The sequence below is a fragment of the Rhizobium sp. AN68 genome, from assembly GCF_030758035.1.
Classification (GTDB): domain Bacteria; phylum Pseudomonadota; class Alphaproteobacteria; order Rhizobiales; family Rhizobiaceae; genus Agrobacterium; species Agrobacterium tumefaciens.
In genome coordinates this window covers 1,938,997-1,957,413 of record NZ_JARWMI010000003.1, presented here as the reverse complement: position 1 = coordinate 1,957,413, position 18,417 = coordinate 1,938,997, and the positions used below count along the sequence as shown (strand labels likewise).

General features: G+C 59.5%; 16 protein-coding genes and 1 pseudogene. 12 read left to right on the top strand and 5 right to left on the bottom strand.

The window, feature by feature from the left end; translation table 11 throughout:
• The first annotated feature begins 13 nt into the window (after window positions 1-13).
• From RBH71_RS22675 to RBH71_RS22645, 7 genes are all read left to right on the top strand, one after another.
• A complete protein-coding gene (locus RBH71_RS22675; RefSeq protein ID WP_003513317.1) occupies window positions 14-1,378 on the top strand; it encodes a glutamine synthetase family protein in 1,365 nt (454 codons plus the stop codon).
• An 18-nt stretch (window positions 1,379-1,396) separates the two neighbouring features.
• A complete protein-coding gene (locus RBH71_RS22670) occupies window positions 1,397-2,785 on the top strand; it encodes an aldehyde dehydrogenase family protein (protein WP_003513315.1) in 1,389 nt (462 codons plus the stop codon).
• Window positions 2,782-3,927 (top strand): iron-containing alcohol dehydrogenase, encoded by a 1,146-nt coding sequence (locus tag RBH71_RS22665; RefSeq protein WP_003513312.1) that lies wholly within the window; start codon window positions 2,782-2,784, stop codon window positions 3,925-3,927. Before RBH71_RS22670 ends, RBH71_RS22665 begins: the two co-directional genes overlap by 4 nt.
• Window positions 3,928-3,945: 18 nt before the next feature.
• Window positions 3,946-4,320: a hypothetical protein gene (locus tag RBH71_RS22660; protein WP_244420490.1), complete on the top strand. Its 375-nt coding sequence runs from the start codon at window positions 3,946-3,948 to the stop codon at window positions 4,318-4,320.
• Between the two features lie 162 nt (window positions 4,321-4,482).
• A complete protein-coding gene (locus RBH71_RS22655; protein WP_003513309.1) occupies window positions 4,483-5,199 on the top strand; it encodes a ParA family protein in 717 nt (238 codons plus the stop codon).
• A gap of 59 nt (window positions 5,200-5,258) precedes the next feature.
• Window positions 5,259-5,906, top strand: coding sequence for a TetR/AcrR family transcriptional regulator (locus RBH71_RS22650; RefSeq protein ID WP_323687496.1), 648 nt, complete (start codon window positions 5,259-5,261; stop codon window positions 5,904-5,906).
• 46 nt (window positions 5,907-5,952) lie between these two features.
• Window positions 5,953-7,158: an MFS transporter gene (locus tag RBH71_RS22645; RefSeq protein ID WP_003513305.1), complete on the top strand. Its 1,206-nt coding sequence runs from the start codon at window positions 5,953-5,955 to the stop codon at window positions 7,156-7,158.
• 70 nt (window positions 7,159-7,228) lie between these two features.
• On the opposite strand, the pseudogene RBH71_RS22640 reads toward RBH71_RS22645, so the two are convergent.
• Window positions 7,229-8,618, bottom strand: a pseudogene (locus RBH71_RS22640) (L,D-transpeptidase family protein).
• A gap of 156 nt (window positions 8,619-8,774) precedes the next feature.
• Between RBH71_RS22640 and RBH71_RS22635 the strand changes: the two are divergent.
• From RBH71_RS22635 to RBH71_RS22625, 3 genes are all read left to right on the top strand, one after another.
• Entirely contained in the window at window positions 8,775-9,608 is an 834-nt protein-coding gene (locus tag RBH71_RS22635) for an aldose 1-epimerase family protein (protein ID WP_003513300.1), read from the top strand.
• Between the two features lie 142 nt (window positions 9,609-9,750).
• On the top strand, window positions 9,751-10,089 hold the full coding sequence (locus RBH71_RS22630) for a TIGR01244 family sulfur transferase (RefSeq protein WP_003513297.1): 339 nt from the start codon (window positions 9,751-9,753) through the stop codon (window positions 10,087-10,089).
• Window positions 10,090-10,138: 49 nt separating this feature from the next.
• On the top strand, window positions 10,139-10,480 hold the full coding sequence (locus RBH71_RS22625; protein WP_003513295.1) for a RidA family protein: 342 nt from the start codon (window positions 10,139-10,141) through the stop codon (window positions 10,478-10,480).
• Window positions 10,481-10,703: 223 nt separating this feature from the next.
• On the opposite strand, the gene RBH71_RS22620 is transcribed toward RBH71_RS22625, so the two are convergent.
• The 4 genes from RBH71_RS22620 to RBH71_RS22605 form a co-directional block, all read right to left on the bottom strand.
• Window positions 10,704-11,456: a HugZ family protein gene (locus tag RBH71_RS22620; protein ID WP_003513293.1), complete on the bottom strand. Its 753-nt coding sequence runs from the start codon at window positions 11,454-11,456 to the stop codon at window positions 10,704-10,706.
• Between the two features lie 67 nt (window positions 11,457-11,523).
• Window positions 11,524-13,191 (bottom strand): thiamine pyrophosphate-binding protein, encoded by a 1,668-nt coding sequence (locus RBH71_RS22615; RefSeq protein WP_003513292.1) that lies wholly within the window; start codon window positions 13,189-13,191, stop codon window positions 11,524-11,526.
• Window positions 13,188-14,390, bottom strand: coding sequence for a CaiB/BaiF CoA transferase family protein (locus tag RBH71_RS22610; protein ID WP_003513290.1), 1,203 nt, complete (start codon window positions 14,388-14,390; stop codon window positions 13,188-13,190). Before RBH71_RS22610 ends, RBH71_RS22615 begins: the two co-directional genes overlap by 4 nt.
• A 100-nt stretch (window positions 14,391-14,490) precedes the next feature.
• The gene (locus tag RBH71_RS22605) at window positions 14,491-15,462 is read right to left on the bottom strand and encodes an alpha/beta hydrolase (RefSeq protein WP_003513288.1); all 972 of its coding nucleotides are present in this window, start codon (window positions 15,460-15,462) and stop codon (window positions 14,491-14,493) included.
• Window positions 15,463-15,589: 127 nt separating this feature from the next.
• On the opposite strand from RBH71_RS22605, the gene ettA reads away from it, so the two are divergent.
• Together ettA and RBH71_RS22595 are read left to right on the top strand one after the other, a co-directional pair.
• The gene (gene ettA, locus RBH71_RS22600) at window positions 15,590-17,239 is read left to right on the top strand and encodes an energy-dependent translational throttle protein EttA (RefSeq protein WP_003513287.1); all 1,650 of its coding nucleotides are present in this window, start codon (window positions 15,590-15,592) and stop codon (window positions 17,237-17,239) included.
• Window positions 17,240-17,402: 163 nt separating this feature from the next.
• Window positions 17,403-18,416, top strand: coding sequence for an ArsR/SmtB family transcription factor (locus RBH71_RS22595; RefSeq protein ID WP_019565268.1), 1,014 nt, complete (start codon window positions 17,403-17,405; stop codon window positions 18,414-18,416).
• The last annotated feature ends 1 nt before the right edge of the window (window position 18,417 follow it).

The window sequence follows — 18,417 nt, the reverse complement described above, 5'->3', positions numbered from 1 at the left end:
AGGGATGGACAAAATGACGAGCTATACATTCGACGCGCTGAAGATGGATGTGGCCGAAGGGCGCATCGACACGGTTCTGGCCTGCCTTGTCGACATGCAGGGGCGTCTGATGGGCAAACGGTTCCAGGCGGAGTTTTTCGTTGAAAGCGCCTTTGAGGAAACCCATAGCTGCAACTATGTGCTTGCCACCGACATGGAGATGGAAACCGTTCCCGGTTACAAATCCTCAAGCTGGGAAAAGGGCTATGGCGACTATACGCTGAAGCCCGACCTTTCGACGCTGCGGAAGGTGCCGTGGCTGGAAGGCACGGCGCTGGTTCTGTGCGATGTGCTCGATCACCACACCCATGAAGAAGTGCCGCATTCGCCGCGCGCGCTGCTGAAAAAGCAGGTGGCGCGGCTGGAGGCGATGGGGCTTAAGGCCTATATGGCCACCGAGCTCGAATTTTTCCTGTTCGACCAGACCTTCGATGCGGCACGCGCCAGCGGCTACAGGGACCTGAACCTCGCCAGCGGCTACAACGAAGACTATCATATCTTCCAGACGACCAAGGAAGAGGACGTCATGCGGGCGCTGCGCAAGGGCCTGCAGGGTGCGGGAATTCCGGTCGAGAATTCCAAGGGCGAGGCGTCTCCCGGTCAGGCGGAAATCAATGTGCGTTATGCCGAGGCGCTGACCATGGCCGACCGGCACGCCATCATCAAAAACGCCACCAAGGAGATTGCCTGGTCGAAGGGTAAGGCGGTGACGTTCCTTGCCAAGTGGAACTACAATGCCGCTGGCAGTTCCTCGCATATCCACCAGTCGCTTTGGAGCCTGGATGGCAAGCCGGCTTTCCTCGACAAGGACGGCGAACACGGCATGTCGGATGTGATGCGGCATTATGTTGCCGGGCTTCTGGCGCATGCCAGCGACATCACCTATTTCCTGGCGCCCTACATCAATTCCTACAAGCGTTTCATGGCTGGCACCTTCGCGCCGACCAAGGCGATATGGAGCCTCGACAACCGCACGGCAGGATACCGCCTTTGCGGCGCGGAAACCAAGGGCATCCGTATCGAGTGCCGTGTCGGCGGGTCGGATCTCAATCCCTATCTCGCCATGGCAGCTCTTCTTGCGGCGGGCATTGACGGCATTGAAAATAAACTCGAACTTGAGCCCGCTTTTGTCGGTGACGCCTATGGCGGGAAGGACGTGCGCGAGATACCCAAGACATTGCGCGACGCGACCGCCTTCCTGGACGGATCGAAAATGCTGCGTAAGGCCTTTGGCGACGACGTGGTCGATCACTACGTGCACGCCGCAAGGTGGGAGCAGGAAGAATACGACCGCCGCGTGACCGACTGGGAAGTGGCGCGCGGTTTCGAGAGAGCCTAATCATTACGGGAAAACATCATGACCATGATCCAGAATATCTCGCCCATCGACGGCTCGGTTTATGCCGAGCGGGAGGCGATGTCGCTGGAAGCGGCGCGCGCCGCCGTTTCGAAAGCGCGCAAGGCGCAGAAGGACTGGGCGCGACGTCCGCTTGAGGACCGCATTCAGCTGGTTCTCAAAGGTGTGGCGCGCCTCAACGAAATGGTGGCCGAGGTGGTGCCGGAACTGGCGCATATGATGGGCCGCCCGGTTCGTTATGGCGGCGAGTTCAAGGGCTTCAACGAGCGCTCCAATTATGTCGCCTCCATTGCGGCGGATGCGCTGGCGCCGCTCGTCATCGAGGAAAGCGGCAATTTCGAACGCCGCATCGAGCGCGAAGCACATGGCGTGGTCTTCGTCATCGCGCCGTGGAACTATCCCTACATGACGGCGATCAATACCGTTGCCCCGGCTCTGATGGCCGGCAACACAGTCGTCATCAAACATGCGGCGCAAACGCTTCTCGTCGGCGAGCGGATGGTGCGGGCTTTCGTCGAGGCGGGCGTGCCTGACGATGTCTTCATCAATGTCTTCCTCGATCACGGCACAACCTCGGCGCTGATTTCCGAGGGCCTGTTCAATTTCGTCAACTTCACCGGTTCGGTGGAAGGCGGCCGGGCCATCGAGCGCGCCGCTGCCGGCACCTTCACCGGTCTCGGGCTTGAACTCGGCGGCAAGGACCCCGGCTATGTGATGGAGGATGCCGATCTCGACGCTGCCGTCGATACGTTGATGGATGGCGCGACCTATAACTCCGGACAATGCTGCTGCGGCATCGAGCGTATCTACGTCAACGAAAACCTCTATGACGCATTCGTCGAGAAGTCCGTGGCGTGGGTGTCCAACTACAAGCTCGGCAATCCGCTGGAACAGGAAACGACACTCGGGCCGATGGCCAACAAGCGTTTCGCCAAGGTGGTGCGCGCACAGATCGCTGATGCCGTCTCAAAGGGCGCCAAGGCTTTGGTCGATCCCAAGCTTTTCCCTGCCGATGACGGCGAGAGCGCTTACGTCGCTCCGCAAGTGCTCGTCAATGTCGATCATTCCATGGAGTTCATGACCGAAGAAACCTTCGGCCCCGCTCTTGGCATCATGAAGGTGAAGAACGACGACGAGGCCATCGCCCTGATGAATGACAGCAAATATGGCCTCACCGCCTCGCTCTGGACGCAGGATGCAGCGCGTGCCGGGCGTATCGGCCGTGAGATCGAAACTGGCACCGTGTTCATGAACCGTGCGGATTATCTCGATCCCGCGCTCTGCTGGACAGGCGTGAAGGAAACGGGCCGTGGCGGCTCGCTCTCCGTTCTCGGTTTCCAGAACCTGACCCGACCGAAATCCTACCATCTGAAGAAAGTCACGAAATGAATATCGTCGCCAACTGGAGCTATCCTACCGCCGTCAAGCTTGGCCGTGGCCGGATCAAGGAACTGGCGGAAGCCTGCAAGACGCTCGGCATCAAGAAGCCGCTTCTCGTCACGGATCGCGGCCTTGCCAATATGGCGATTACCGCGCATGCGCTCGATGTACTGGAAGAGGCTGGGCTCGGCCGGGCGATCTTCGCCGATGTCGATCCGAACCCCAACGAAATCAACATGGAAGCCGGCGTAAAAGCCTATCGCGATGGCGGCCATGACGGCGTCGTCGCCTTCGGCGGTGGTTCCGGCCTCGATCTTGGCAAGACCATCGCATTCATGGCCGGGCAGACGCGCCCGGTCTGGGATTTCGAGGATATCGGTGACTGGTGGACGCGGGCGGACGCCTCGAAGATTGCGCCCATCGTCGCGGTTCCGACGACGGCGGGCACCGGTTCGGAAGTTGGCCGCGCCAGCGTCATCACCAATTCGCAGACCCATGTGAAGAAGATCATCTTCCATCCTAAGCTTTTGCCCGGCGTCGTCATCTGCGATCCGGAGCTTACTGTCGGCATGCCGAAGGTCATCACGGCAGGCACGGGCATGGACGCCTTTGCCCATTGCCTCGAAGCCTATTCGTCGCCGTTCTTCCATCCGATGAGCGCCGGCGTTGCGCTTGAAGGCCTGCGTCTGGTCAAGGAATTTCTGCCGCGCGCCTATAAGGACGGCACGGATATCGAAGCGCGCACCAATATGATGGCGGCGGCTGCGATGGGGGCGGTTGCCTTCCAGAAGGGTCTCGGCGCCATTCACTCGCTCTCGCATCCGATCGGCGCTGTCTATAACACCCATCACGGCATGACCAATGCGGTCGTGATGCCGGCCGTGCTGCGTTTCAACCGCCCGGCCATCGAAGACAAGATTGCCCGCGCTGCCGCATATCTCGGCATTTCGGGCGGTTTCGATGGTTTCTATGATTATGTGCTGGAGCTTCGCAAGGAACTCGGCGTGCCTGATAACCTGACCGCCATGGGTATCAAGCCTGACCGCATCGACGAACTGGCGGCAGAAGCGATCAAGGATCCGAGCTGCGGCGGCAATCCGGTGCCGATGACGCTGGAGAATACCAGGAAATTGTTTGAGGACTGCTTTTAAAGGGTAGTTATGGCAGCCATGAGATTTTCAGTTTTTTCGCCATTGCTCGCAGTGGCGTTTCTAAGCCTGCCCCTTGTGGCGCAGGCCGCTTCTTTCAGGGAACTTTCCGGTCAGGGTTACAAAGTCGGAGCTCTGTCGAGCAATAAGGCGGGAATCCGGGGATGGAATTTGTCCAGGGGTTCAGACCGCTATTTCTGTGAAATGCGCGCGACTATGGCGTATTCTGGAAAGAACGGCATGGTGTCCTTCACCAGCGCCGGACGCATGATTACGCTTGATCGTGCAACCGTTGAGAAAAGGCTGGGCAGTTCCCTGAACTTGCCGAAGTACGAGGATCTAAAAGCCGGCCGCCTGCGCGCGGACGATGTGGGTTCCTGCCGAAAGCTGGCGTGATCAATCAGATGGCAAAAGTCCGCGATTTATCGCGGGCTTTTTTGTTGTCCACACAAACGATCTTAGTCTTTTCTTAACCATGTTCGTTAAGGTTATGGAAAGCACCATGATTGGTTCGGTGCATGAATGAGCATGAAACGGCTCTGATCATCAGGGGATATCATGCCTGTCATTACTTTTGCCAACACCAAGGGCGGCGCGGGAAAAACAACTGCCGTATTGCTTCTGGCAACCGAACTTGCCCGCAGCGGCCACCGCGTAACGGTTCTGGATGCCGATCCGCAATTGTGGATTTCCCGTTGGCACGAATTATCAGGCGAGATTGAAAATCTCTCGGTAATTTCGCATGTCACGATGGCGTCCCTCGAGGGGCATATCCGCGAAAACAATGCCAATACCGACTGTTTCATCATCGATCTGCCGGGAGCGAAAAACCCGCTTCTGACCATGGCGCTTGGTATTTCCGACCATGTGCTGATACCGGTGCAGGGCTGCGCCATGGATGCGCGCGGGGCTGCCGAGGTTCTTGACCATATCGAGTTCCTGAACTGCAAGATGGGCAAGGCGATCGCCCACTCCATCGTGCTGACGCGGGTCAACGCCATGGTGGCGACCCGCTCGCTGCTGCTCGTCAAAATGCTGCTGGCCGAGAAAAACGTTTCGGTTCTGAATACGCCGATTGTCGAAAGAGCGGCCTATCGCGATATCTTCGATTATGGCGGCACGCTTCTCTGTCTCGACAAGGACAAGGTCAGCAATATCGACAAGGCGGTGGAGAATGCGAAAGCATTCGCGAGCGAGGTGCTAGGCCTTTTGCCGAAACGCCTGTCGCGGTTCGGCACGCAACCCGCACGCTTTTTCACCCGCAAGGCGGCTTGAGAACACTGCCAATGCCCGGACTGCTGGAGGTGCGGGCATTATTTTTGCTTGATTTGGAAATGATCATTTCCTATATTGCGATCATGACCGATACCAGCCACACCAATTCCCCGGAACAACGCCATCGCGGCAGGCCGCGCGAGTTCGATATCGACCGCGCGCTTGATGGAGCAATCCGTGTTTTTTCTAGGCGCGGGTATCACGCCACCTCTGTCGGTGATCTTACCGATGCGATGGAACTGGCGCAGGGCAGTCTCTACAAGGCTTTCAAGGACAAGAAATCCATCTTCATCGCGACGATGGAGCGCTACAGGACCTTGCAGACGGAGCGGTTTGAAGCCGCCGTTGCCGGTTACGATACCGGTTACGAGCGTTTGCGAGCCGGCCTGATGTTTTATGCGGAACGGTCGCACGGTGCCACCGGTTCGGATGGATGCCTCGTGGTTGGCGCCGCCGCCGATCTCGCCGCACTAGACGACGATATCGCTGTCGTGGTCGAGCGGGCGGTGAAGGCGAGGGAGCGGATCGTTGCCCGACTGGTGGCTGAGGGGCAGAGGGACGGTTCAGTGCAGTCGAAGACCAATCCCGATGATCTCGCCAGAGCGATGTTGTGCATGATGTACGGCATGCGGGTGGTGGGAAAGACCGGGCGCAGTCTGGAAGAGATGACGGCCGTGGTGGATATCGCCCTGAAACTTGCCGAATAATTTTGTGGCTATTTAGGAAACATTCGTTTCCATATTGGAGAAAATGATGACGACGCGTGTAGTTGAAGGGGAGGATGTTTACGAAACATCCATTTCCCCGGCCCTGACTTTTCTGCTGGCTACCGCCTGCGGACTGATTGCGGCTAATCTTTATTATGGCCAGCCACTTGCCGGCATCATCGGGGCGGAGCTTGGCCTGTCTGCCGGCGCAACCGGTCTGATCGTGACCCTGACGCAGATCGGCTACGGCGTCGGCCTGCTGTTCGTCGTGCCGCTTGGCGATCTGGTCGAGAATCGCAGGCTGGTCGTCAGCACCGTTTCGATGGCGGTGCTTGCGCTCCTCGCGGCGGCTTTTGCCCCGCATGCGGCACCTTTTCTGATTGCGGCCTTTCTGGTCGGTATCAGTTCGGTCGCGGTGCAGGTTATCGTTCCCTATGCGGCGCACATGGCGCCGCACGCTGTTCGAGGGCGGGTAGTCGGCAATGTCATGAGCGGATTGATGGCGGGTATCATGCTGGCGCGCCCGGTCTCCAGCCTCCTGTCGGAAGTGGTCTCCTGGCGCGGTGTGTTCCTGACGTCGGCTGGCGTCATGGCAATTCTCGCCGTTGTGCTCTATCGCCTTTTGCCCGTTCGCGTGCCTGAGGCAAGGCTGGGTTATGGGGCGTTGATGGCCTCCATGGGCAGGCTTGCCGCCCATACGCCTATCCTGCGGCGGCGGGCGATCTATCACGCCTTCCTGTTTGCTGCCTTCAGCCTGTTCTGGACGACGACGCCGCTTTATCTGAGCGGGCCGCATTTCAATCTCAGCCAGGGCCAGATCGCGCTGTTTGCCCTTGCCGGTGCAGCAGGCACCGTCGCCGCGCCGATTGCGGGGCGCATGGCTGACCGGGGCTGGACCTATGCCGCTACTTTTGCCGCGATGGTGGCAGCGGCGCTGTCATTCGCCGTCACGCATCTTGCACCCGAAGGATCGCATCTGGCACTCGGCATTCTCGTGGTCGCCGCCATCGTTCTCGATTTCGGCGTCACCACCAATCTGGTGCTCGGTCAGCGCGCCATCTTCACGCTCGGGGCGGAATTCCGCAGCCGTCTGAACGGCGTCTACATGGCGACATTTTTCATGGGCGGTGCGATCGGCTCTGCCGTCGGCGGCTGGGCCTATTCCGTCGGGGAATGGGGTGCTGCGTCCTGTGTCGGCTTTGCTCTACCAGCGGCGGCGCTGCTTTACTTCCTGACCGAAAAGCGCGGATAACATCCATCAACGAAAAAGCCCGGCGGAATGACATCCGCCGGGCTTTTGCAATTCGTCTTCGCGGTCAAACCTATTCCGCGAATTCCACCACGACGCCGGGGCGGACCATTTTTGCCAGCTCCGTCGCATCCCAGTTGGTGAGGCGGATACAGCCGTGGCTGTTAGTCTTGCCGATCTTCGAGGGTTCCGGCGTGCCGTGGATACCGTAGGTCGGTTTGGAAAGGGCAATCCAGACCGTGCCAACTGGGCCGTTTGGACCGGGCGGAATTTGCAGGATCTTGTCGTTCTGGCCCTGCCTGAAGTTGATCTTCGGATTGTAGGTGTAACCCGGATTAAGCGCGACGCGCTCGACGGTGTGCGTGCCGCTTGGCGAAGGCGTGTCCGTAGAACCGATGGTGGCGGGATAGGCGGCGATCAGAGCACCATCCTCTCCATAAGCGAAGACCTGCTTGATGCCCTTATGCGCGACGATGCGGGCCACCTGTCCCTTTTTGGGTTCCCCCGGATTGACAACCTTGATGATGGTGCCGGGCACGGAAAAATCGATGCCGGGGTTCAGTTCTTTCAGATAGGTCTCGTCCATGTGGAAGCGTTCGGCCAACGCCTCCGACGTGGAGGTGAAGGAGAGGGCGGGTAGCTGCGACTTCTCCGCATAGTCATCCGGAATGGAGGCGACATAGGGGCCGGCTGCATCGGCTGCGGTGATCGTATAATCGACGATCGGCATGCCGCCGGAGGCGCGCAGACGCTCGAGAATGTCCTCGGAATTGTTCGGGTCGAGCTTTTCGCCGGTCATGTCCTGCCAGGCGGCAATCGCCTTGTTGACGTTGTCGCCCATCTTGCCATCGATCACGCCGGGCGAGATGCCTTCGCGGTCGAGGAAGGTCTGAAGTGCCACGATCTCCTGGCGAGACCGGTTGACCGGTGTGGTGACGGGCGTGTGGCGCTCGATCAGGTGCTGCGGCTGCGGAACGGCAGCCGTGGTGCTTTCTTCGGGCATCGGCTGGTTGAGCGGCGCGCTTTCGACAGCGCCCGGGCCGGGAACCGAGCCGGTATAGACATCATCGCCGGAACCATTGCCGCGATATTCGCGGTAATCGCGCACGCTTCCATTATCCTGATAACCGTAATCTCGCTGCGGCTCACGATATTCACCGCCGGGGGCGGGGGTAATAGGTTGTGTCGCGCTGCTGTACCTGTTGCCGCTGCTGATAGCCTGACGGCATTTCAGTGGCCAGCAGGTTGCCGTACCGGTCATAAAATACCGTGCGGCCCATATTGTCGCGACTGATGACGATGTCGCCACGTTGGGGCACGAAATCGAGAACACGGCCATCCGGCGTCACCAGAACCGGCTGTTCCTGATAGCCATAACGCTGCTGCGCGCCAGCCTGTAAAGGCGCGCAGACCGCCGCCAAGGCAATCGCCAGACCCAGAGCTGCGTTAACAAACTGTTTCACGATTCTGCTATCCCTTACTTCGTTCACCGATAAACACACCGTAATCTTGACCCTATTGTGAAAAAGGTGAATTCACGGTTAAAGCAATCTTAATTTACGTCACGGTCAGTAGCGTTTCCGTGATTATTGCGCTTTTACTGCCACAGGGAGGTTGTCTTGCGTTCGTTTCAGGCCGGCAAATCGCCATGCATTTTCCTCGATGAAACCTCCGTTTTCGATATTGGCGCCTGTGTTGTCGATGGTATCGACATCGCGCCCGGCCGTGCCATTCCAGATGATGGCGATCCGCGCATCGACCATTCGCTGGAAGGCTTTCTGTTCACCTGCGGTCCCGATCATATCCGCCATCCCGAACCGATCGGCGGTGAGGGCGAGGGGCGTCGATATCCTTTGCATGGGTCCTTCTCCGCGCATCCCGCCAAGATAGTTGCCTTCGACGTTCATGAGTCCAATGCATTGGCGCGTGCCGAGGTTCCCGTGAACCTTGCCGATGGCGGCACGGCCCTTCTCGAGCGGACATGGCGCATCGATGGCGGAAGCGGCGAAGTCAGCCTCGATGACCGGATCGTCAATACGAGTTCGCGGCCGATCCCGGTTTTTCTGATGTACCACATGAATGTCGGCGCGCGGCTGTTTGACGAGGCCGTTCGGCTGGAAGGTGCCATGCTCGATGGCGGTGGTCATGGCTGGCGCTTTGGCGAGGAGCCAGGCACGGTGTTCTGTGTTTCCGCCGGTCAGGACGAATGGGCGGAACTAGCTCTCGGTCCGATTGCCGCAATTGGCGGCAAGACGCTGAAAGTACGTTTCGGCACGGAGACGTTGCCCCATCTGCAGATGTGGCGGAACCAGAAGGATCCGGCCAATGTGCTTGGCATCGAACCGGTTTCGCACCGCTGGGTGGGGCGCGGCGAGCTTGAGGCCGCCGGCGAGTTCAATATGCTGCAGCCGGGCGAAAGCCGCTCCTATGGTCTTCGCTTTTCCATCCTCTGAATAGGCGACTGAATGGTGTACCGAATGAAGGCGCCGCATCATTGACGCAAGAGTTTTGAGCCCTTACATCGGATGCGGATTTCAGACAGTGGCGACAGCGTGCCAGCGGCGCCAAGGCGCCGGTTTAAGCGGAGGCATTAATATGGATATCAGGCGCATAGACGACGAATATTCGGTCACGGGACAGATCAGCGTTGCCGATCTCGACGAGGTCAAGGCACTCGGCTTCAAGTCGATCGTCTGCCACCGCCCGGATGGCGAAGAAGAAGGCCAGCCGCTTTTCGCCGATATTGCCGAGCGTGCCGAACAGCTTGGCCTGACCATCGTGCATGTACCGGTTGGCCGCTACGGCGTCGATGCGGATGCGGTTACCGGCATGGTGGATGCGCTTGACGAATTGCAGCGCCCGATGCTCGGCTATTGCCGTTCCGGCGCGCGCTCGACCGCGATCTACGAAAAGACCCACCACCTGCGCGGCTGATTTTCCGCGGATAATTCGATTTTCTAAAGCCAATCAACAGGAGTTTTCCATGACCATCAAGCGTATCGAACCGGGCAAGCGCATGAGCGGCGCCGTCATCCACGGCAACACCGTTTATCTGGCCGGCCAGGTCGGTGAGGGCGTGTCCGTGACCGATCAGAGCAAGTCGGCGCTGGCTGAAGTCGATCGTCTGCTGGCCGCTGCCGGTTCCGACAAGTCGAAAATCCTGCAGACCATCATCTACCTCTCCGACATGTCCACCTTCGGCGAAATGAACGCCGTCTGGGAAGGATGGATCGACCCGGCAAACCCGCCGGCCCGCGCCACCAGCGAAGCGGCGCTTGCTACTCCGGACTACAAGGTTGAGTTCATCGTTACCGCTGCTCTCTGAGTAACGGTTTGATTTCGAGAAAAGGCCGGGTTGCGGAATGCAGCCCGGCCTTTTTTGTTGGGAAAATTCGAAACGCTCGTTTTGTCATCCTCGGGCTTGTCCCGAGGAGCCAATCACGTATCGCTAATTGATAGGTAGCAGATGCTCGTAACAGGCCCGAGCATGATGGAGGAGAGGCGATTGTCCCAGGTTTGTGAATCGATTGCGCCCTTCATTTCAGAAGCTAAGCAAGCGCCTTCTCAAGCTGCTTCAACGTCTTCACCCGTTCTGCAAACCACAGCCGTGCCAGGTCGTTGGCTGAGGCGAGGTCGATACCATCAGGGTCTATGGAAGTGATTTTCCAGCGTGCGGTTTTCGCACCCGCAAGAGCGGCCAGCCGTGATGCCTCGCCCTTGATGGCGTTGAGGCGCGCGGCCTCGTCCGCTGCCGCAGCCATCAGCTGTTCCGCGCCGGAAAGGTCACTGCGCAGATCGGCAGGTGTGATGTTGCTGGCGTTGCGGGCAGGGCCACCATTGATCTGCACGCCCTCTGTCCGCAGCCGGTAGAGCCTTGTATCGGGAAGAGAGAGGTAGAGTTTTGCCTTGGGATAGCGGTCGATGTAGCGCAGTCTGGCAAGCGGCATTTCTTCCGGATCGATCAGTTCCGCTTTGCCTACCAGTGTCAGCCGGGGCAGCGTCAGCGCGTCGCCCTTGCCGAAGGGGGCAAGTGTCAACGAGATGCGCGGGTCGGCCTCCATGTTTCGGGCATGCAGCGTCAGGCCAGCCGCGAAGAAGAACGGTGTACCATCCGGCTCTATGCCGATATTGGTGGCGGTCGTATAGGGATAACCGCTGACCGGATCGAGGGTCGCGAGCGCCGCCGTGCGGGATGTGTGCAGGACATCGCGTGCCACGCGCACGGCCTCGAATGGCGCACCAGCCGAAGGTTCGATCTTTGCGCCACGTGGGGTGATGACGGGAGGGGCTGCATCCGGCATGTCGTTTCCTAACCTGTATGTTCTAGTCAGGATTTACACCATGCCGGAGCCATGTCCATGCGCAATATCAGGTCCGGCTTCTGATCTGGGTCAGCGTGCGGGTTGGCGTGATCGCTTCGGCATCCAGCTTCACCTCGATGATGGCGGCCTTGCCGCTTGCCCGGGCGCGTTCGAAGGCGGCGGCGAAGTCTTGCGTCTTTTCGACCGTTTCGCCGTGGCCACCATAGGCCTTGGCGAAGGCCGCGAAATCCGGGTTGACGAGATCGGTGCCGCTGACGCGGCCGGGATATTCCCGCTCCTGATGCATGCGGATCGTGCCATAGGTGCCGTTATTGACCAGCACGGTGATGATAGGCAGTCCATACCGCACGGCGGTGATGAATTCCTGCCCATGCATCATGAAGCAGCCATCACCGGCAAAGCAGATCACCTCGCGCTCGGGAAACAGGTGCTTGGCGGCCACGGCCGCCGGCAGGCCGTACCCCATCGAGCCGGAGGTCGGCGCCGATTGAGTGTTGAAGCGGCGGAAGCGGTGGAAGCGGTGTACCCAGGTGGCATAGTTGCCCGCGCCATTGGTGAAGATGGCATCATCCGGCACGTTGGCCTCGATCCAGTCCATGATCGGACCCATCTGAACCGCGCCCGGACCGGTCTGCGGCGGTGTCGACCAGGTAAGGTAAGCCGAATGCATGGTGGCCGTGCGGTCCGCCCAGGCGGCGTTATCGGGGAGCGTTACGGAAGAAAGGGCGGCGACGAAATCATCCGGTGAGGCGCAGATTGCGAGATCGGGGCGATAGACGCGGCCAAGCTCTTCGGCTTCCGGGTAGATGTGGACAAGTTTCTGCGACGGGTAGGGAATGTCGATCAGCGTGTAGCCGGAGGAAGGCATTTCCGAGAGGCGACCGCCGAGCAGCACCACGAGGTCGGCTTCCTTGATTTCCTTCGCCAGGGCCGGGTTGATGCCGATGCCGACATCGCCCGCGTAAGATGGGCTCAAGTGATCGAACAGCATCTGGCGACGGAAGGAGCAGCCGACGGGCAGTTTGTTCCTTTCGGCAAAAGCCGTGAAGCTTGCGACGCTTTCTTCGGACCAGCGTGTGCCGCCGATGATGAAGATTGGCCGCTTGGCCTCGCCCAGCATTTTTGAGAAAGCGGCGATCTGCGACGGGCCGGGATGCGCTTCGACCGGGGTATAGGGCTTTGCCTCGGGGGCTTCAACCTCTTCAACCAGCATGTCTTCGGGTAACGTCAGCACCACGGGGCCGGGGCGGCCGGAGGTGGCGACGGCAAAGGCGCGGGTGACGAATTCCGGAATGCGGCGCGCATCGTCGATCTCGCCCACCCATTTGGCGAATTCGGTAAAGGCGCGGCGATATTCCACTTCCTGAAACGCCTCACGCTCGCGGGCTTCGCGCTGTACCTGGCCGATGAACAGGATCATCGGAATGGAATCCTGCCTTGCGATATGCAGGCCGGCCGAGGCGTTGGTTGCGCCGGGACCGCGCGTTACCATGCAGATGCCGGGTTCGCCGGTCAGCCTGCCCCAGGTGTCGGCCATCATGGCAGCGCCGCCTTCCTGGCGGCAGACCACGGTTTCAATGCCGCTTTCATAGAGCGCGTCCAGCACCGCCAGATAGCTTTCACCGGGAACGCAGGAAACGCGGGAGACGCCATTGGCTTTCAGCGCTTCGACGATCAGTTGTCCGCCTGTTCTTTTCATTCCGGTTGCTTTCATGGCGTCGTGGTCCTTTCGATGTTTTCCAGTTCGGCCAGCACTTGCGCCTGATGCTCGCCAAGCTTCGGGCTCGGGCGTTCGTAACGCAGCGGCGTCTGTGACATGATAATCGGTGTCCGCACACCGGGGATGACGGTGCCATCCTGCGCCTCGAGATCAACACGCAGGCCGCGTGCCTGAACCTGTGGATCGGCGAACATTTCCTCGATGGAGTTGATTGGCCCGGCCGGTACGGCGTTCTGCTCGCAAGCGGTCAGAAGATCGCGCTTCTGCCATTTCAGCGTTTCGGTGGAAATGATCTGCCGCACCTCTGCCTTATGCGCCACGCGCGCCTTGTTGGTGGCGAAACGTTCGTCATCGGCGGTCGCCTCGATTCCGAGGATCTTGCAGAGACGGCGGAACTGGCCGTCATTACCGACGGCCAGGATGAGAAAACCATCCTCTGTCGGCATGACCTCGTAGGGTGAGATATTCGGATGGGCGTTGCCGAGCCTGACGGGGGCATTGCCGGAAATCAGGTAATTCATATTCTGGTTGGCGAGCACGGCCGACTGCACGTCCAGAAGCGCCATGTCGATATGCTGGCCTTCACCTGACCGCATGGCGTGGATCAGCGCGGCCTGAATCGCTGACACGGAATAGATGCCGGTGAAGATATCGGCAACGGCAACGCCCGCCTTCATAGGCTGACCGTCGGGTTCGCCGGTGATCGACATGAAGCCGGACATGCCCTGCACGATATAGTCGTATCCGGCGAAATCGGCATAGGGCCCGGTCTGGCCGAAGCCGGTGATGGAGCAGTAGATCAGCTTCGGATTGAGAACCCTGAGACTCTCATAGTCGAGGCCATATTTGGCAAGCCCGCCGCGTTTGAAATTCTCGATGACAACATCGGCGGTGCGCACGAGCCGCCGTACCAGTTCGCAGCCTTCCGCCGTCTTGAGATCGGCGACGATGGAGCGTTTGCCGCGATTGGTGGCATGGTAATAGGCGGCGGAGAGGTTTTCACCATCTGCGCTTTCGACAAAGGGCGGACCCCATGCGCGGGTATCGTCTCCACCTTCAGGGTTCTCGACCTTGATGACATCCGCACCCATATCGGCCAGCATCTGCCCCGCCCAGGGACCGGCCAGAACACGCGCCAGTTCGATGACGCGAATGCCGGATAGTGGCGGTTTCCTGTTCGGCGTTTCGGTCATTTGTCCCCCGGTGGTTTCTGCTTGCCGGTTTATAGACGTCTCCCCGCATTGCCGCATGTGATTTTATCTCATGGACTTATTCCGTTTCGGCAAAGGCTCGTCAGTTGCCAACGATGCGGCTGCACCAGGCGGCGAAATCCGCAGCCACGGCTTGCCAGCCGATCTCGTTCAGGGTTTCGTGGCGCATGCCCCGATAGATCGTGTGCTCTACATGGCCGAAACCCGCTTCGCGGAAGCGTTCGGCAAGCCAGACGATCTCTTTGCCGTCATTGGTCGCGGCATCCTGATCGCCGCTGACAAGCAAAATCGGCAGCGTCTTCGGCAGGCGTTCGATGAGCCTCGGCGCACGATAGGACAATTCAAAGACATCCTGCCACAGGGAGACGCTGGCCTCGAACTGGCAAAGCGGATCCTCCACATAAGCATCCACCGCTGCCCTGTCATGGCTCAGCCAGTCCGCATGAGTGCGTTTTTCCGGCATTCTGGCATTCCAGGCACGGAAGGTTGCTTTGGGCAGAATGGCGCTCGGCACATCAGAGCCTTTCAGCATCTTTTCAAGGCGCAGCACGATCTGTGCAAGACGGCCCATGACACCGGGATTGAGGTTGGAATTCCAGATGGACAGACCATCAAAGGCATCCGGATGGCTGACGGCGGTGTTGAGCGCCACAAGGCCGCCCATGGAATGGCCGAACAGGATGACCGGCAGGCCGGGATGTCTTTCGCCGACCATCCGGCGCATCGCCATGACATCGGCAACGACCTTGCTGTCTCCGTCCTTCCAGGCGAAGCGACCGAGAGGCGCATCGGCAGCCTTTGTGCGGCCATGGCCGCGATGATCGTGGGCGTATACCTCGAAACCCTGCTTTGCCATGACATCGGCAAAACGGCGGTAACGGCCGGCGTGCTCCACCAGGCCGTGGCAGATCATCAGCACGCCGCGCGCCGGAGAAAGGGCAGAGGGCTGATGGCGAAAGGCGATGGATGCGCCTGATGGAGCGTCGAGCCTCTCAATCCGGCTGAACGTCAAGTCATCCGTCGTCTCATTCATGCTTTCGCCCGTGCCTGCCATGGTATCCCTTGTCATAATCATGGGGTCATAATCGTGCCAGAGGTTGCCCCAAGGTCCTATTTACCCTACATAGCGGCAAATTTCCCGATACGTACTCTTTAAAATCCGATGTGGAGCATTCGCTACAATGGCACGTCAATTCATCTATCACATGGCCGGGCTGAACAAGTCCTATGGCGCGAAGAAGGTTCTTGAGAACGTCCATCTCTCCTTCTATCCAGATGCCAAGATCGGTATCCTCGGTCCGAACGGTGCCGGTAAGTCGACCGTTTTGAAGATCATGGCCGGTCTCGACAAGGAGTATACCGGTGAGGCCTGGCTCGCTGAGGGTGCGACGCTCGGTTATCTCGAGCAGGAGCCGAAGCTCGACGAAAACAAGACCGTGATGGAAAACGTCATGGAAGGTGTGGCGAGCAAGACGGCAATCGTCGACCGCTACAACGAGCTGATGATGAACTATTCCGACGAAACGGCGGATGAGGGCGCAAAGCTTCAGGACATCATTGACAGCCAGAACCTGTGGGATCTGGAAAATCAGGTCGAAATGGCCATGGATGCGCTGCGTTGCCCGCCTGGCGACTCGGCAGTAACCGGCCTTTCGGGTGGTGAGCGTCGCCGCGTGGCGCTCTGCAAGCTGCTGCTTTCGCAGCCTGACCTGCTGCTGCTCGACGAACCGACCAACCATCTTGACGCCGAAACCATCGCCTGGCTCGAAAAGCACCTGCGCGACTATCCCGGCGCCGTGATGATGATCACCCACGATCGCTACTTCCTCGACAACGTCACCGGCTGGATTCTCGAACTCGACCGTGGCCGTGGTATTCCCTACGAAGGCAACTATTCCGCCTATCTGCAGGCAAAAGCCAAGCGCATGCAGCAGGAATCCCGCGAAGACGCCTCGCGCCAGAAGGCCATCAGCCGCGAACAGGAGTGGATCGCTTCCAGCCCCAAGGCTCGCCAGACGAAGTCCAAGGCGCGTATCCGCGCTTATGACGAACTGGTGGAAGCCGCTGAAAATCGCCGTCCCGGTGACGCGCAGATCGTTATCCCGGTCGCCGAGCGTCTGGGCCGCGTCGTTATCGAGGCGGAAAACCTCACAAAGTCCTATGGTGACCGGGTTCTGATCGAAAACCTCACTTTCAAGCTGCCTCCGGGCGGCATCGTCGGCGTCATCGGCCCGAACGGTGCTGGTAAAACCACGCTGTTTCGCATGATCACCGGTCAGGAAAAGCCCGATAGCGGTTCGGTGACCATTGGTGAGACCGTGCACCTTGGTTACGTCGACCAGAGCCGCGATACGCTGGCGGGTGACAAAACCGTCTGGGAGGAAATCTCCGGCGGCAACGACATCATCAAGCTCGGCAAGTTCGAAACGAACTCCCGCGCTTATTGCGGCGCCTTCAACTTCAAGGGCGGCGATCAGCAGCAGAAGGTCGGCAACCTCTCCGGTGGTCAGCGTAACCGCGTTCACCTTGCCAAGATGCTGAAGGCAGGCGGCAACGTGCTGCTGCTCGACGAACCGACCAACGACCTTGATACGGAAACGCTGGCAGCGCTCGAAGAAGCGCTGGAAGCCTTCGCCGGTTGCGCCGTTATCATCAGCCACGATCGCATGTTCCTCGACCGTCTGGCCACTCACATCCTCGCCTTCGAGGGTGACAGCCACGTGGAATGGTTCGAAGGCAACTTCGAAGACTATGAAAAGGACAAGGTCCGTCGTCTCGGCCCTGAGAGCATCAAGCCCGGCCGCGTCAGCTACAAGCGCCTGACGCGCTAATCCTGTTCTCGGATCACTTCAGAAAGGCCCGCCCAAAAGCGGGCCTTTTTTGATGCAATAAATGGGGCTTGAGGGGAGAGCGTGGCAAATTGCGCTTGCATCTCGCGTCACGCCGACATAAAGATATCTTTATATGTTGATTAGATTGCAAGGTGCGGCAGACGTGGCGTTCGGTTTGGATAAATTGGTGGATCTCTTGAAGGCGGCCGGCGAGCCGACGCGCTTTCGCTTGCTGGCGCTTCTGGCGGCCGGCGATCTGACCGTCACCGATCTCACCGAAATTCTCGGCCAGTCGCAGCCCCGTATTTCCCGTCATCTCAAGCTTTTGACGGAAGAAGGGTTGATCGAGCGGTATCAGGAGGGCGCCTGGGCCTATTTCCGCCTGCGGCAGGATGGCGAGCCCGCCGTTGTTATCAGGCAGCTGCTGGGCGCCGCATCGCCCTCTGACGCCGTTCTCCAGCGCGACAGCGAACGCCTTGCCACCGTCAAGCGGGTAAGGGCGGAGCGGGCGCAGGATTATTTCAGCCGCAATGCCTCCGCCTGGGACGAGTTGCGCCGCCTGCATGTGAGCGACGAGGCCGTGGAAGGGGCATTGCTGAAGCTGGTCGGAACCACCCCAATCGACTCGCTGCTCGATCTCGGTACCGGGACGGGCCGCATCCTGCAGCTTCTGAGCGGCATCTATCGCCGGGCAATCGGGGTCGATGCCAGCCGCGACATGTTGTCGGTGGCGCGCTCCAATCTGGACAAGGCGGGCGTGGTCAATGCATCCGTTCGCCATGGTGATATTCTCAACCTGCCGCTGGAAGGCCAGGATTTCGATCTGATCGTCATCCATCAGGTTCTGCATTTTCTCGACCAGCCGGAGATCGCGCTTTCCGAAGCCGCCCGCATGCTACGTCCCGGTGGCCGGCTGATCGTCATCGATCTTGCACCGCATTCCTTCGAGCATCTTCGTGATGAGCATGCGCATGTGCGGCTCGGCTTTTCGCATCCGCTTATGGATGAATGGCTGAAAAAGGCCGGGCTCGTGCTCGACCGTGCCGTCGATCTTCATTCTGAACGGGCGTCCGATGAATCCTTGGACGTCACGATATGGGTTGCCCGCGACCAGCGGCTGCTGATGGCAGACGATGTGGTGCAAGAGGCCGTTTTACTTGCTGCCGGGAGGGCATGAT

Excerpts from the sequence above, each read along its gene's own strand:
- RBH71_RS22675 (WP_003513317.1), top strand. The coding sequence starts at position 14 with ATGACGAGCTATACATTCGACGCGCTGAAGATGGATGTGGCCGAAGGG.
- RBH71_RS22670 (WP_003513315.1), top strand. The coding sequence starts at position 1,397 with ATGACCATGATCCAGAATATCTCGCCCATCGACGGCTCGGTTTATGCC.
- RBH71_RS22665 (WP_003513312.1), top strand. The coding sequence starts at position 2,782 with ATGAATATCGTCGCCAACTGGAGCTATCCTACCGCCGTCAAGCTTGGC.
- RBH71_RS22660 (WP_244420490.1), top strand. The coding sequence starts at position 3,946 with ATGAGATTTTCAGTTTTTTCGCCATTGCTCGCAGTGGCGTTTCTAAGC.
- RBH71_RS22655 (WP_003513309.1), top strand. The coding sequence starts at position 4,483 with ATGCCTGTCATTACTTTTGCCAACACCAAGGGCGGCGCGGGAAAAACA.
- RBH71_RS22650 (WP_323687496.1), top strand. The coding sequence starts at position 5,259 with ATGATCATTTCCTATATTGCGATCATGACCGATACCAGCCACACCAAT.
- RBH71_RS22645 (WP_003513305.1), top strand. The coding sequence starts at position 5,953 with ATGACGACGCGTGTAGTTGAAGGGGAGGATGTTTACGAAACATCCATT.
- RBH71_RS22630 (WP_003513297.1), top strand. The coding sequence starts at position 9,751 with ATGGATATCAGGCGCATAGACGACGAATATTCGGTCACGGGACAGATC.
- RBH71_RS22625 (WP_003513295.1), top strand. The coding sequence starts at position 10,139 with ATGACCATCAAGCGTATCGAACCGGGCAAGCGCATGAGCGGCGCCGTC.
- RBH71_RS22620 (WP_003513293.1), bottom strand. The coding sequence starts at position 11,456 with ATGCCGGATGCAGCCCCTCCCGTCATCACCCCACGTGGCGCAAAGATC.
- RBH71_RS22615 (WP_003513292.1), bottom strand. The coding sequence starts at position 13,191 with ATGAAAGCAACCGGAATGAAAAGAACAGGCGGACAACTGATCGTCGAA.
- RBH71_RS22610 (WP_003513290.1), bottom strand. The coding sequence starts at position 14,390 with ATGACCGAAACGCCGAACAGGAAACCGCCACTATCCGGCATTCGCGTC.
- RBH71_RS22605 (WP_003513288.1), bottom strand. The coding sequence starts at position 15,462 with ATGGCAGGCACGGGCGAAAGCATGAATGAGACGACGGATGACTTGACG.
- ettA (WP_003513287.1), top strand. The coding sequence starts at position 15,590 with ATGGCACGTCAATTCATCTATCACATGGCCGGGCTGAACAAGTCCTAT.